At 70.7% G+C, this 12,001-nt stretch carries 14 protein-coding genes; 4 read left to right on the top strand and 10 right to left on the bottom strand.

The window, feature by feature from the left end; genetic code table 11:
• Nucleotides 1-97: 97 nt before the first annotated feature.
• The 5 genes from LQ51_RS20075 to LQ51_RS20055 all read right to left on the bottom strand — a co-directional run bounded on the left by LQ51_RS20075 (nt 98) and on the right by LQ51_RS20055 (nt 5,698).
• Nucleotides 98-2,449 (bottom strand): acylase, encoded by a 2,352-nt coding sequence (locus LQ51_RS20075; RefSeq protein ID WP_046567939.1) that lies wholly within the window; start codon nt 2,447-2,449, stop codon nt 98-100.
• 155 nt (nt 2,450-2,604) lie between these two features.
• Nucleotides 2,605-3,963 (bottom strand): beta-propeller fold lactonase family protein, encoded by a 1,359-nt coding sequence (locus LQ51_RS20070; RefSeq protein ID WP_156313167.1) that lies wholly within the window; start codon nt 3,961-3,963, stop codon nt 2,605-2,607.
• Between the two features lie 111 nt (nt 3,964-4,074).
• A complete protein-coding gene (locus LQ51_RS20065) occupies nt 4,075-5,052 on the bottom strand; it encodes an NAD(P)-dependent alcohol dehydrogenase (RefSeq protein ID WP_046567936.1) in 978 nt (325 codons plus the stop codon).
• Nucleotides 5,049-5,246 carry a helix-turn-helix transcriptional regulator gene (locus tag LQ51_RS20060; protein WP_255352245.1) on the bottom strand — a complete coding sequence of 66 codons (198 nt, stop codon included), beginning with the start codon at nt 5,244-5,246 and terminating at the stop codon, nt 5,049-5,051. Before LQ51_RS20060 ends, LQ51_RS20065 begins: the two co-directional genes overlap by 4 nt.
• A gap of 23 nt (nt 5,247-5,269) precedes the next feature.
• Nucleotides 5,270-5,698, bottom strand: coding sequence for a hypothetical protein (locus tag LQ51_RS20055; RefSeq protein ID WP_046567932.1), 429 nt, complete (start codon nt 5,696-5,698; stop codon nt 5,270-5,272).
• Between the two features lie 261 nt (nt 5,699-5,959).
• Between LQ51_RS20055 and LQ51_RS20050 the strand changes: the two genes are divergently transcribed.
• Nucleotides 5,960-6,664, top strand: a complete 705-nt coding sequence (locus LQ51_RS20050) for a VOC family protein (protein WP_046567930.1) — start codon at nt 5,960-5,962, stop codon at nt 6,662-6,664.
• A gap of 33 nt (nt 6,665-6,697) precedes the next feature.
• Here the strand turns inward: LQ51_RS20050 and LQ51_RS20045 are convergent, their stop codons facing one another.
• From LQ51_RS20045 to LQ51_RS20030, 4 genes are read right to left on the bottom strand one after another with little or no spacing between them, the layout of a single operon-like run.
• Complete coding sequence (locus LQ51_RS20045; protein ID WP_046567929.1) at nt 6,698-7,078, bottom strand: GIY-YIG nuclease family protein; 381 nt, start codon at nt 7,076-7,078, stop codon at nt 6,698-6,700.
• An 18-nt stretch (nt 7,079-7,096) separates the two neighbouring features.
• On the bottom strand, nt 7,097-7,351 hold the full coding sequence (locus LQ51_RS20040; protein ID WP_046567965.1) for a hypothetical protein: 255 nt from the start codon (nt 7,349-7,351) through the stop codon (nt 7,097-7,099).
• Nucleotides 7,348-7,614 carry a DivIVA domain-containing protein gene (locus LQ51_RS20035; RefSeq protein ID WP_046567927.1) on the bottom strand — a complete coding sequence of 89 codons (267 nt, stop codon included), beginning with the start codon at nt 7,612-7,614 and terminating at the stop codon, nt 7,348-7,350. Before LQ51_RS20035 ends, LQ51_RS20040 begins: the two co-directional genes overlap by 4 nt.
• Entirely contained in the window at nt 7,611-7,865 is a 255-nt protein-coding gene (locus tag LQ51_RS20030; RefSeq protein WP_046567926.1) for a hypothetical protein, read from the bottom strand. The genes LQ51_RS20035 and LQ51_RS20030 overlap by 4 nt, the downstream gene beginning before the upstream one ends.
• Nucleotides 7,866-8,241: 376 nt before the next feature.
• Here LQ51_RS20030 and LQ51_RS32875 point away from each other — a divergent pair, with 376 nt between their 5' ends.
• The 3 genes from LQ51_RS32875 (at nt 8,242) to LQ51_RS20015 (ending at nt 10,556) form a co-directional block, all read left to right on the top strand.
• On the top strand, nt 8,242-8,442 hold the full coding sequence (locus LQ51_RS32875; protein WP_156313166.1) for a hypothetical protein: 201 nt from the start codon (nt 8,242-8,244) through the stop codon (nt 8,440-8,442).
• Nucleotides 8,443-8,664: 222 nt separating this feature from the next.
• On the top strand, nt 8,665-9,993 hold the full coding sequence (locus tag LQ51_RS34025; protein ID WP_052744985.1) for a helix-turn-helix domain-containing protein: 1,329 nt from the start codon (nt 8,665-8,667) through the stop codon (nt 9,991-9,993).
• Complete coding sequence (locus tag LQ51_RS20015) at nt 9,993-10,556, top strand: GNAT family N-acetyltransferase (protein ID WP_046567959.1); 564 nt, start codon at nt 9,993-9,995, stop codon at nt 10,554-10,556. The genes LQ51_RS34025 and LQ51_RS20015 overlap by 1 nt, the downstream gene beginning before the upstream one ends.
• A gap of 41 nt (nt 10,557-10,597) precedes the next feature.
• On the opposite strand, the gene LQ51_RS32865 is transcribed toward LQ51_RS20015, so the two are convergent.
• Nucleotides 10,598-11,815, bottom strand: coding sequence for a hypothetical protein (locus tag LQ51_RS32865; protein ID WP_046567925.1), 1,218 nt, complete (start codon nt 11,813-11,815; stop codon nt 10,598-10,600).
• Nucleotides 11,816-12,001 lie beyond the last annotated feature (186 nt).

Below are 12,001 nucleotides of genomic sequence, written 5' to 3'. Positions count from 1 at the left end.
CGGGGTGCGACGCGCCGCACCCGCGCGCCGGGAGCCGCCCCGCTGCCGGGCGTGCTGCGGACCGGCGGCGCACCGCCGGCCCGCAGCCGCCCGCCGGTCAGCGGTGCCGCTCCCCCACCCGGTAGGTAACCAGGTTGGGGTCGGCCCGCAGCTGCCGCTCGGTGAACTTGATGGTGTCCCAGCCCTTGCCCGAGTAGAGCCGGGTCTGGTCGGCGTACCAGGGTGAATTCGGGTTGGCCGACTGCGAGTAGGTCACGATCTGCCGCCCCGACGGCCCGTTGCGGCCCAGCTCGACGGCCATCACGAACGACGAGCCGTGTTGCACCTTCGCGTAGCCGACGCCGGGTTGCAGCACCCCGATGATCATGTTGAAGACGCCGGCTTCCGCCCGCCCGCCGTGGATCGGGATGCGCTGCGCGCCGCGCGGCTCGGTCTGGACGTCGCCGAGGCGGGCGTCGAGCGGAATGCCGGCCAGCCTGCGGACGGCGGTGGCGAGCGCGGTGCGGACCCGCGGGTCATCGACGGCGAGCCGGCCCGGCGTGCTGAGCGGGGCGGCCGGGTCGAACGGGTCGGCGAAACGCAACCCGCCGGCCAGCGCGAACTCGGTGAACAGCTGCGCGCCCCGGCTGTCGAGGTTGACCTTCAGGTCCCAGCCGCGCAGCGCCGCGCAGGCGTCGGTCAGGTCCACGACCGTGCCGTCGGAGGCGGTGGCCGTCGGCTGGGCCGCGCAGAGCCGGACCAGGTCGTCGCGGACCAGCTCACCCCCGTACGCCCGGTTGCCGAACGTGACGTCCCACAGCGTGCCGGTGGTGAAGCCCCTGCCGGGCAGCCCGTCGGTGCCGGCGAGGCGCTGCCGCACCTGGTGCACGCCGAGCCGGGTCCGCAGGCTGCGCGGCGTCCGCTCGTCGCCGATGATCCGCGAGTACCCCTCCAGCGGCTGGGTCGGGTTGGCCAGCCAGTAGCTGTCGTTGGAGTTGGTCACGTAGTCGCCGCGGACCAGCGCGGGCAGGTTGCCCGGGCCGAGGATGCCCGGCACCGCGGCGTCCGGGTCCCGGCCCAGCTCGCAGGCGGACCGGGAGCCGTCGAGGACGGCCTGGCCGCTACTGGCGTACAGGGGCTGGAAGGGCGCCGGGATGCAGGCGGCCGCGAGCGAGCCGGTGACCCGGGGCACGACGGAGTGGTCGGCGTAGAGGGCGTTGCCGTCGCGGTCGGCGGCGATGACATTGACCCAGGGCAGGAACTGCCGCCGGTCCAGCACCTTCCGCAGCTCACCCACCGACGTAGCCCGGCCCATGGCGAGCCAGCCGTCGAGGGCACGGTTGTTGGCGGCGTTGACGTCGGTGATCGCGTACGCGGCCTGCGCCGTCCAGTCGAAGGTGCCCGGCACCACGACGACCGGACCGAAGTGGGTGTCGTAGAAGGTACGGGTGACCGGCCCGTCCGGCGTCCGCACGGTGACCGTGCGGGAGGTCATCTTCCGGGGCTGGCCGTCGTAGAGGTAGCTGGTCGGGTCGCCGGGCACCAGCGCGAGGCGGTGCCAGACGAAGCGGCGGGCGGTGGAGACGGTGTGCGACCAGGCGATCCGGCCGTTGTGGCCGATCTCGACGAGCGGGTCGCCGACCAGGGCCGCGCCCTCGACGTCGTACCGGCCGGGCACCTTGAGGTGCATCCGGTAGAAGCGCTCGCCGCCGTCCCAGGGGAAGTGCGGGTTCGCGAGCAGCATGCCGGCGCCGCTGGCGGTGGCGTCACGGCCCAGGCCGTACGCGTTGCTGCCCACCCCGGCCGGGGCTCCGTCGCGGGCGGCGACGACCGCCTCGGCCTGCGGGGCGCTGTTCTTGTCCGTGGCTGGCGGCGCGCTGGTCCCGGCGGGCGGCGCGGCGGCCACGATGCCGTCGGCGAGCGCGCCCGAGCTGGCCCGGATCATCCGCGTCCAGTTCGCCCGCCACACGTCCAGCTCCGTGATCGGGCGTACCCAGTCCTTGCCCTTGCAGGCCGGGTCGGTGATCTTCTGCTTGGCGCCGCGGAGGTAGGCGTTGTAGCCGGCGACGAAGCCACGCATCTGGTCGCGTACCTCGTTGGAGGGGGCGTGGATGCCGTCGCGAGGGCCGGTCAGCCAGCGCTCGGCGGCGCGGGCGTCGATGGCCTTCTGGTGGAACAGGTCGCTGGTGACGTTGCCGGTGGTCGCGCCGAACCAGCGGGACCGCTCGGCGTTGACGGTGACCAGCTGCTCGGCGATCAGGCAGACGTTGTCCTCGGCCTGGACGTAGCCGACGCCGTAGCCGAGGCTCGCGAAGTTCTGCGCGGTGATGTGCGGTACGCCGTAGGAGGCGCGCTGGATCAGGGCGGAGTAGCCGTTGCCGTGGGCGACGGCGGTGCTGCCGGTGACGGTGAGGCCGGCGGCGACCAGTCCGATGGCGGTCGCCGCCGCGGCGAGTGGGCGCGCCCTCATCGGGCGCTCTGGTGGTGGTGCGGACGGACCATTGGACGCCCTCCCCGAGTAGTGACTGTCCAGGTCCGACCGACGCTAGTGGTGAAAGTTCCTCAAGTCACCTGTCGATCACTGATGTCGATCACCGCCGGCGTGCGGCACCGGCGTGGGTGCGCTCACCGCTGCAGCGCCGCGGTCGCGTAGCCGTCCGGGTAGAACTGCCAGTAGTCGCGGTACCGGACCGTGAACGTGGTGGTGCCGCGCGGCAGCGAGTAGGTGAGGGTGTACCGGCGGCTGGCGTCCAGCTTGCCGCGCCAGAACTCCCGCTCGGCCCCACCGTTGGTCGACGCGGTGATCCACCAGTAGTTGTCGTCGCCGATCGGCGAACTCCAGGTCACGGTGAGCTGCGCGACGCTCTTGTCCTTGCCGCTGCCCACCTGGGCGGTGACCGCCAGGTCGGTGACCGGCGGCTTCGGCGGGTGCGCCGGCCCGAAGGAGTGCAGCAGCTGCGTTTCCTGGTACGGGTCCGTCGAGCTGACCGCCCAGGCCCGGGTGCCGTCCCGGTTGACCAGCAGCGTCCCCTCCCAGAGGCTGTCGCCGTTACGGAAGTCCACGGCGTACGTCGGCACCGTGCTGCCCTTGGCGTAGAGGTAGACGTCGGCGTCGCCGGTGGCGGTCGAGGCCCGGCCGATGGCGACGGTCGAGCTGTCCGCGGACCAGGCGGCGTCCTGCGGATAGACCCCGCTGGGATAGACGGTGGCGTCGGCGAGATCCGGCAGCCGGTACGAGTGGTGCTCGTACGGGTAGCCGACCGTCTCCACCACCTCGGTGCCGTCCGGGCTCACCGCGTAGTCGATGAGGTTGCTGCCGGTGTGGTCCCGCCGGCCGACGATCCGCGGGCTGTCCCCGGCGACGTCGATGACGTACGTGCTGACCGGCGAATACCCGGTGTCGCCGGCGACGAGGAGGCCCGGCGCGCCCGGGCTGGCGTCGATGATCGGGTGGTAGTTGGGGCCCTCGGTGTAGACCACCGGCGGGATGCCGGGCGCGGACCAGACCAGCAGGCCGCCGGAGCCGATGCCGGCGTCGATGAACCCGCCGACGACCTTGTCGCCGGTCGGCTCGACGGTGTACAGGTGAGCGCCGGGGGGTGCGGGATAGCTGGCGATCACGGTGAGCGTCGCGGCGTCCAGCGCGACGATCCGGTTGAAGTCCTGGGCCGCGTACAGGATGCGCCCGTCGTCGCTGAGGACGAGGTCGGAGATGTCGGCGACGGCCGTGACCCGGTTCAGCAGGCGGCCGTCGAGGTCGGTCACCACCAGCGGCAGCCCGCCGCCGACGCCCTGGGCGATGTAGAGCCGGCCACGCGCCTCGTCGAGTTCGATCGCCCGCAGGTCGTCCACCGGCAGCTGGGTACCGACGCTCTTCAGCGGGGCGGCCGGCTCCGCGGCGGCTGGCGCTGCGGTGAGCAGCTCGCCGGCGCTGAGCCCGATCGCCGTGAACATCCCGGACGCCAGCAGTTGACGACGCCGCATGACACCTCCCCCGTGTCGGCCAGCCCTCGTACGGACGGCCATCCGAGACCCTAGTACCGGCGTGGTGCTGGCGCTGTACCCTCCGGCCGGGTGCCGCGCCGCACCGCCGGCTCAGATCGTGAGGACGAGCTTTCCTGCCGGGTGCCCGTTCCGCAGGTGCCGGATCGCGTCCGCTGCCTCGGCAAGCGGGTAGGTGCGGTCGACCGCCGGGGTGACCGCGCCGGACTCGATGAGGTTCCGCAGCTCGTCCAGGTCCTCGGCCCGCTCCACGGCGCTCACGCTGCGCAGCCGCTGGCCGACGAACACCGACAGCAGCGGCGCCCGGAACATCTGCCGGTCGTAGCCGCTGAGCACCGGGCCCCTGGTGTACGCGCCGCCGACCAGCGCCAACGTCCCGCGCGGGGTGAGCGCACGCCGCAGCAGGGACAACGGCCGGTCACCGCCGGTGTCGATGACCACGTCGTACACCGGACCGTCGCGGTCGACCTCCTCGCTCGTGTAGTCGAGGACGTCCTCGGCGCCGAGCGAACGGACGAAATCGGCCTTGGCCGGGGCGCAGACCGCGGTCACCGTCGCGCCGTACGCCGTGGCGATCTGCACGGCCAGGGACCCGACACCGCCCGATGCGCCGATCACCAGCACCCGGTGCCCCGGGCGGACCTCGCCGCTGTCGCGTACCGCGCGTAGCGCCGTCATCCCGGAGACCGGCACCGCGGCGGCCTGCGCGAACGACACGTTGGCCGGCTTGCGGGCCAGTCGCCGCTGCGGTGCGCTCGCGAACTCGGCGTACGAGCCGCGCGGGCTGGTGCCGTACACCTCGTCGCCGGGCCGGAACCGGGTCACCCGGGCCCCGACCGCGACCACCACCCCGGCCAGGTCCCGGCCGCGCACCGGCACCCGGGGCCGGCGCAGCCCGCTCGCCAGCCGCGCCAGGTAGGGGCGACCGGTCATGAAGATCCAGACTCCGGGGTCGACCCCGGCCGCGCGGACCTGGACGAGGACGTCCTCGTCGCCGATGGCCGGCCGGTCGATGTCGCGGAGCTGGAGCACGTCCGCCGGGCCGTAGCTGTCCTGGACGATGGCTCTCATGGTGCCGCCTCCTCGGGGTACTGGAACACGTCGTCGAGCCGTACGCCGAACACGCGGGCGATCCGGAAGGCCATCTCCAGCGAGGGCGAGTAGCGGCCCTGCTCGATGGCGATGACGGTCTGCCGGGTCACGCCGATCCGCTCGGCGAGCTCGGCCTGGGTCATCTCGTCGTGCGCGAAGCGCAGCGCGCGGATGTTGTTGGTGACCTGGGTCGGCTTCACCACTGCGGGACACCCCTGCGGTAGACGATCACCTTGGCCAGGGAGCCGACCACCGCCGACAGGACGAAGCACAGGTAGATGACGTTGGCGATCCAGAACCAGTCCCACTCGGCCAACGCCATGAGCATCGCCGACACCGCGCCGATGACCACGAACGCCTGGCCCACATGGTCGCCGAGCCGCCCGATCTCCCGGTCGCGAACGTCCTTGACGCGGGACGCCCGCGGGTTCACCACGCCCATCCCGATCTCGGCCACGATGTTCGCCACGATGGCGCCGCCGACCGTCCACAGCAGAACGCCGGCGTACGGGGTGGCGGAGAGCGGCCCACCGTCGGCCCGGCTCAGGACGACCGCCGCGTAGACCGCGTACCCCACGACGCTGACCACCAGCATCGTCCAGGCGCGTTTCTCCTCATGCGTCATACCGACTCCCGACGTAAAGAATTCTTGACACGGCTAGAGTAAGGCGTCCTTGACACCGTGTCTAGAAACTTTTACATCGGGGCGGTGCGGGAGCCGGCGACAGGGCCATCCCGGTCCGGGGTCCGGGGTCCGGGGTCCGGGGCCGGGGCCCGGGGCCGGGTCCGGGGCCGGGGCCCGGGGCCGACGCGGTCGCCCCGGCCGGGGTCCGGCGCCGGCCAAAATGGCGTTGTCGCTCTGCCGGCCCGCGCCTAGCGTGAGGCGATGAGCTCGCGACTTCTCTCAGTGACCTTCGATGCGCGCGATCCGGATCGCGTGGCGCGGTTCTGGGCCGGCATGCTCGGCCGGGAGATCGTCGAGGACGCCGGCGGCCTGCTCCTGCCGGGACCCGAAACCCAACTCGGTCTCCGGTTCGCCCCCGGCGACGCGGAGATGAGGCGGCCGAACCGCATGCACCTCCACCTGACCAGCGCCAGCCTTGACGACCAGCAGCAGACGGTGGCGACGGCGCTGCGGCTCGGCGCGAGTCACCTCGACGTCGGGCAGCGCCCCGAGGAGGGGCACGTCGTGCTGGCCGACCCCGAGGGCTACGAGTTCGACGTGATCGAGCCGGGCAACAACTACCTCGCCGGGTGCGGCTTCCTCGGTGAGCTCAGCTGCGACGGCACCCGGGACGTCGGCCTGTTCTGGAGCGAGGCGCTGGGCTGGCCGCTGGTGTGGGACCAGGACGAGGAGACCGCGATCCAGTCACCGCACGGCGGCACGAAGGTCGCGTGGGGCGGCCCGCCCGTGAACCCGAAGCGGGGGCGGAACCGGCAGCGCTTCGACCTCGCGCCGGCCGGTGGCGACCAGCAGGCAGCGGTCGACCGGCTGCTCTCCCTCGGGGCCAGTCGGCTCGAGGTCGGTGAGGACGGCACCGTCGTGCTGGCCGATCCGGACGGCAACGAGTTCTGCGTACGAAGGAACTGACCGGGGCAGCGCTACGGCGGCTCAGCCGGCCCGTCACCGAGGCTTCGGCACCCGCCGGTTGAAGCGGGGCTTGAGGGCCAGGACGAGGGCTTCCTTCGTACCCTCCGGGTTGTCGGTCTCCTGCCAGCGGACCTCGCGCCGACCCAGCCAGCCGGCGATGTCCTGCCTCGTCGCCGCTTCGGTCGGCGTGTCGAGGAGCTGGCCGACCTGCTGGTGCAGCACCGACGAGTCCCGGTTGCCGGTCAGGTGCTGCCGGAGGCGGTCGCGCAGGTTTCCGGTCCAGCCGACGTAGACGACCGTGCCGCGATCGAGGACCACGTGCACGCCGGGCGCGGCGGGGGCGCCGGCGGCGGCCTCCATCGTGTACGGCTGGGCAGGCGTGAAGCCGGCCAGGAGATCTTCGGCGTCGAGCATCCCCGGACGGTACCGGCGTCAGCTGGTTGGTGCGGTCCCGCACGGTCCCGGGTGCCCCTCGCGCAGGCCGCACCGCCCGCCGCCGTCGAGCCGGTCGTCGCACCAGACGCGGTGGCGGAGGTGCTGGCTGTCCTCCTCGCTGAGGGTGGTCTCGCCGAAGTCCAAGGCGGCGACGTGGGCGAGGGAGTCGCGCAGCGCGGCGGCCAGGTCGGTGGCGACGTCGTGGCTGGTCAGCGTGGTGGGCAGGTGAATGATCCAGCGGGGTGCGGTCATCGGGGCCACCGGCTGTTGGGTGAGCCGTCCGGGTCGGTGAAGCGGCAGGCGGTGTGGCGGGAGTGCCACTGGCGCAGGGCCTGGCGGATGCGTTCGGCCTCGGTGTTGGCGGTGGTCAACTCGCGGTGCAGGCGGTCGAGTTCGTCGGCGAGCCGGTTGAGGTAGGCGTGGACCTGCTCGGGGTCGAGCCCGCGCCACCGGGTGTCGAAGGCGGCGGCCCGGACGTGGTGCGGGTACAGGCGGTCCCCGGTCACGTAGATCATCGGTGCGGTGCTTCCTGCTCGGCGATGAGCGCTTCGATCTGCCGGTCGGTCAGTCCTCGCTGGTCGAGAACCCGGCGGCCCCAGCGGTGCAGGCGGCAGGGGTGTGGTGCTCGGTCGTTTCGGCAGCGTCGGCCTTCGGGCCACTGCTCAGGGGCGTGCACGGTGATGGCCTTGACGGCGAAGCCGACGTCCTCGGCGGTGACGTACGGCGGCAGCGGCAGCTCACCAAGGATCTCGTCGATCGAGTCCATGTCTCTCCCTCGCGTCGTAGGGCACCGGGACGGGCGGGGACGGCGCTCGTCGTTCGGGTCGACGTAGCCGGAGCCCGGCACCCGCCCCGGGCCTTCATCGCAGAGTTGTGGATCAGTGCAGCAGCCCATATGACGGGCGCGGAGTAGCCGATATGCACGGTTCGTATGCGGTGTCTCTACCGACTGTTGACACCATTCCGGTAGGCCCGCCACTGACGCGCGGCATCGAGCAACGGCCCATGGTGGGGAGCGGGTGCGGCCTGCTGCTTGCCTTTCCAGAGGCGCGTCAGACCGTCGGCGAAGGCTTAACCGCGTCGTCAGGAGCGTGTGCCCAGGGCTGGATCTGCCGGGCCCAGACCTCGGCGGCAGCCGGTCCGTGACCGGCGCGAACGAGGCGTACCAGCATGAAGGCGGTGTCGACCCACGCCGCGCCGCGCGCTGGGCTGGACCAGTCGACGAGGCGAAGTCGGTCGTCGAGGAGGAAATTCCGCGGCGTCATGTCGGTGTGCAGGAGCGTGTCGCCGTCGACCAGTTCCGGCGCGATGAGCTCCTGCCAACGGTCGGCGAATCGCCATGAGGGTCGTCGATATGCATGGCGCGAATACCGCCAACCCGCGAAACGGTTTGGATGGTTAGGCTCGATTGAGCGCAACGGACACAACCACCGCGAACGGCGAGGTTGCCGGTGACACCTGCGAACTGCCCCCGCTGCGGAGGCCGCCTGGCCCGCGATAACGACAGCGGACGCTGCGCACCCTGCCAAGCCGCCGAGCGCGATCGGCTGTGCGCACCGCCCGTAGTGCCGGAGTCGTTCTGGTCGCACCCGCCGCTGCGGGCGGCCCTGGCTGAGCGGCATCTCGGGCGGGTGATCCGGGCCTACCGGCACCACCCGTACCACGGAAGGGCGGCGTTGCCGCAGGCCGTAGTGGCGAGCTGGCTCGGGATCACGCAGGCGCAACTCAGCCGCGTGGAGAGTGGGCCGCCCATCGTGCACCTCGACCGGCTCGCTCACTGGGCACAACTCCTGCGCATTCCGCCGGCAGCGTTGTGGTTCTCACTCCCGGCCAGTCGTACCGAGACGACTGTCTCGCCCGTTGACCAGATCCCGAAAGCCCTCGAAGAAGGTGGCGCCACGAACCGCCGACAGTTCCATGCCCTGGCCGCGCTCGCTGGTCTCCACGCCAGCAGCAGTATCGACTCGCTCATCTCGCGAGCCACTGCACCCGCCGGCATCGGTATGGATCACGTGCGGTACGCCTCGACTCTTGTCGAGGAGTTCCGCAAGGCAGACGCGCAGATGGGCGCTGATGCGCTCTGCGACGTAGCGATCCACGCGCACGATCAGTTGTCGGCGTGGGCAGCCAAGGCGTCGTACGGGCGATCGGTGGGCGACGCGCTGCAGAGCGCACTGGCTGACCTTGCGATTCAGGCAGCCTGGCTCGCCATCGACGCGAACCGCCGGACAGAAGCTCGTCCCTACCTGCATGAAGCCGTCGCCCGAGCCCGGATCGCGGACGATACGCGAGTCGAGGTTCGGGCACTGGCGTGCATGTCGCTGCTCCTGCGTCAGGACCAGCCGAGCGAGGCGGCCCAGTGTGCCGAAGCGGCACTGCGTGCGTCCGCCGGGTGGTCGACACCCAGGCTGCGTACGCTGCTGCACCTGCGCGCCGCGTACGCACACGCCACACTTCAGGACGGCCTCGGCTACGAACACGAGATGACCAGGGCGCGTCGGGCTTTCGACGGGGGTGAGCACGAAGACGACCTGCCGTTCATCTCCTTCGTGACAGCGCAGGAGGTCACCGGCATCCAAGGGCTCTCGTTACTCGCCCTTGGCCAGGCCGATCGTGCGGCCAGATGCTTCAGGTCCGTCGCGGCTGCGCCGGCTGAAAACCACCGCCGGAACCGGCTCTACTACACAGTGCAGTTCGCTCGGGCAGCGAACCGGCAGGGTGACGTCGACAGCGCAGCACGGGCGGGCCTCAGCGCGCTGCCGGAAGTGGGGCGGGTGCGGTCGGGACGAGTAAGCGCACTGCTGGCCGAAGTACGATCCGATCTTGCGGGCGCAAGGGCCTCCCTACCCCGCGTTCAGGAGTTCATCGACGCTTACGACGGAACGCTGGCGTGATGCAGAAAGACCTGCGGTTGCAGCACTCTACGGCTGAGGAAGCACAGCTGTTGGTCGACCATCTCGTCGACATCTACCTGGACGCCCATGCGAATGACGGGCCGCTCTACAACGCGGAGCGGTATCGGAAGCAGCTTGCCGCGCACATGCCTCGGCCCGGCTGGGAGCTGGTGGCGGCGGCGGTCGACTGCGAGCTGGTCGGATACATCTACGGGTTTCCGCTGGCGCCGGACACCCGGTGGTGGGACGGCATCCAGGAACCGGTTCCGGAAGGCTTCACGGAGGAGACCGGCAGGCGAACCTTTGCCGTCAGCGAGTTGCTGGTGCGGCGCGCGTGGCAGCGACGAGGCATAGCCCGAGCCCTGCACGACGAGTTGATGAGCAGCCGGACGGAGGAGCGCGCCACCCTGCTGGTACGTCCCGACAACACCATCGCGCGGCGTGCCTATGAATCGTGGGGCTGGCATCGCGCCGCACGACTTAAGCCGGCGTGGGACGGCGCCCCAACGTTCTTCGTCCTCGTTCGCGATATGACGGTCCAGCAACCGAACACCGCGCCTTAACGACCGCCTCACCGCGCAGGTAGGCCACGACCCGCGGCTACTCACTTGTACACCGGCCGCCGGTTTCCGCCGTGGTGCGAGCAGGAGCCGCGACGGCCGCCGGACATGCTCACCATGCGGTCGTTGCACTGAATCATGTAGCCAACACCGTTGTCGAAGTAGTCGATGCAGTCGAAGTAGCCGCACACTCCGGAGGCCGGTGAGTAGATGAGCGAGCCACCACAGAAGTTGTAGCCGTACGGGTTCTGGGGTGCCCCACAGAGGTTCACCCTCTTTGGAGCCGGTGAGGCGGTGGTGCGTTTTGGCCGCGGGGTGGGACTTGTTCTCGGCTTCGGCTTGACGATAGCCATCGTCGGCGATGGTTTCGGGCTCGGTGACACCGAGGATGATGTAGTCGCCAGACTCGGCACCTCCTGGGCAACCACCGGAGGTGTTATGGCATCAGCGGGGGCGACTGCCCGGGTCGCGCTGGACGACGTGGGCGACGTTTGCGCTGGCGGGCCCGCGACGATCCCGGCGAACGCGCACAGCGCGAAGAGCAGGACCACACCGATGCTCACCTTGCCCCCCGGCACCCGTGCCGTTGCCGGCGCCTCCGCAGGCGTAACGAGGGTCGGAGGTACAGGCTGCGTTCGCTGATGAGCCGCCAACATGCTGCCAAGGTGAGTCACCAGCGCCTGACGCTGCTGGTTTGCGTCAGCGATGGCAAGCGTGAGGTTGAACCGAAAGCCGGGCGCGCTGGCCGATGGAAAATACAGCCCTGAGATCTTTTGCCGGTTGACGACGTGCATCAACGTAAATGGAGACGACTGATCGTGCAGTAGCCCAACCAGCTTCGCGTACGCCCATTCCCGCTTGCCCCTACCGCCGAGAAGAACCACTCGCCTATCGGTAACGACGACAGTGCCAGCATCCATGACCTTGAATGCATCAGGAAGCGGCCGTCCGAGGGATTCCGCTGGAATGGGTGCGAGATCGAAACGCACCCCCGGAAGCGCGGTCATGTGCGGTGCCTCAATCATCTGCGCCGCCGGTAGCGTGACGTAGACCGTCTCACCCCTGCGCAGGTCGATCGCCACTCCCAGCGGAGCCCGCAACGCACCACGGAACTCGGTGGCCGCCGTGTGCATGCTCCCAAGATCGTTGCTTTGCCGGCGCCACGCGTCGGCGGCGACCTGAAATGCCCGCTGCCGCTTGTCGTTCTCCCGGCTTGCCCAGCGCACTCGCCATGCCGGGGCTACCTTCGGGTTCTCTGTCACCGGCCGCTGCCTCTCCCCACTGTGGCCGCCCGCCCAAGTCCCACGTTCGTGACGGCTCTTCGCACCATGCCGGAACTTGAGTGAGCAGCGATCCCTCCGAACGGCCCGAATAGCGGCCTGTTGGTTCGGTCAGGCATCGCTGTCCGTCGCGGTCCCGTCAATCAGACGGTTGGCTGGCCGTCGGCC

Source organism: Micromonospora sp. HK10, assembly GCF_000982955.1.
In the GTDB taxonomy this organism is placed as follows: domain Bacteria; phylum Actinomycetota; class Actinomycetes; order Mycobacteriales; family Micromonosporaceae; genus Micromonospora.
The sequence above is the reverse complement of the archived record's forward strand: the minus strand, read 5'-3'. Positions and strand labels throughout refer to the sequence as shown.

Coding starts and splice junctions, on each gene's coding strand:
- LQ51_RS20030 (WP_046567926.1), bottom strand. CDS start 7,865: ATGGACTCGATCGACGAGATCCTTGGTGAGCTGCCGCTGCCGCCGTAC.
- LQ51_RS20050 (WP_046567930.1), top strand. CDS start 5,960: ATGAGCTCGCGACTTCTCTCAGTGACCTTCGATGCGCGCGATCCGGAT.
- LQ51_RS20045 (WP_046567929.1), bottom strand. CDS start 7,078: ATGCTCGACGCCGAAGATCTCCTGGCCGGCTTCACGCCTGCCCAGCCG.
- LQ51_RS20040 (WP_046567965.1), bottom strand. CDS start 7,351: ATGACCGCACCCCGCTGGATCATTCACCTGCCCACCACGCTGACCAGC.
- LQ51_RS20035 (WP_046567927.1), bottom strand. CDS start 7,614: ATGATCTACGTGACCGGGGACCGCCTGTACCCGCACCACGTCCGGGCC.
- LQ51_RS20055 (WP_046567932.1), bottom strand. CDS start 5,698: ATGACGCATGAGGAGAAACGCGCCTGGACGATGCTGGTGGTCAGCGTC.
- LQ51_RS20065 (WP_046567936.1), bottom strand. CDS start 5,052: ATGAGAGCCATCGTCCAGGACAGCTACGGCCCGGCGGACGTGCTCCAG.
- LQ51_RS20070 (WP_156313167.1), bottom strand. CDS start 3,963: ATGCGGCGTCGTCAACTGCTGGCGTCCGGGATGTTCACGGCGATCGGG.
- LQ51_RS20015 (WP_046567959.1), top strand. CDS start 9,993: ATGCAGAAAGACCTGCGGTTGCAGCACTCTACGGCTGAGGAAGCACAG.
- LQ51_RS20075 (WP_046567939.1), bottom strand. CDS start 2,449: ATGAGGGCGCGCCCACTCGCCGCGGCGGCGACCGCCATCGGACTGGTC.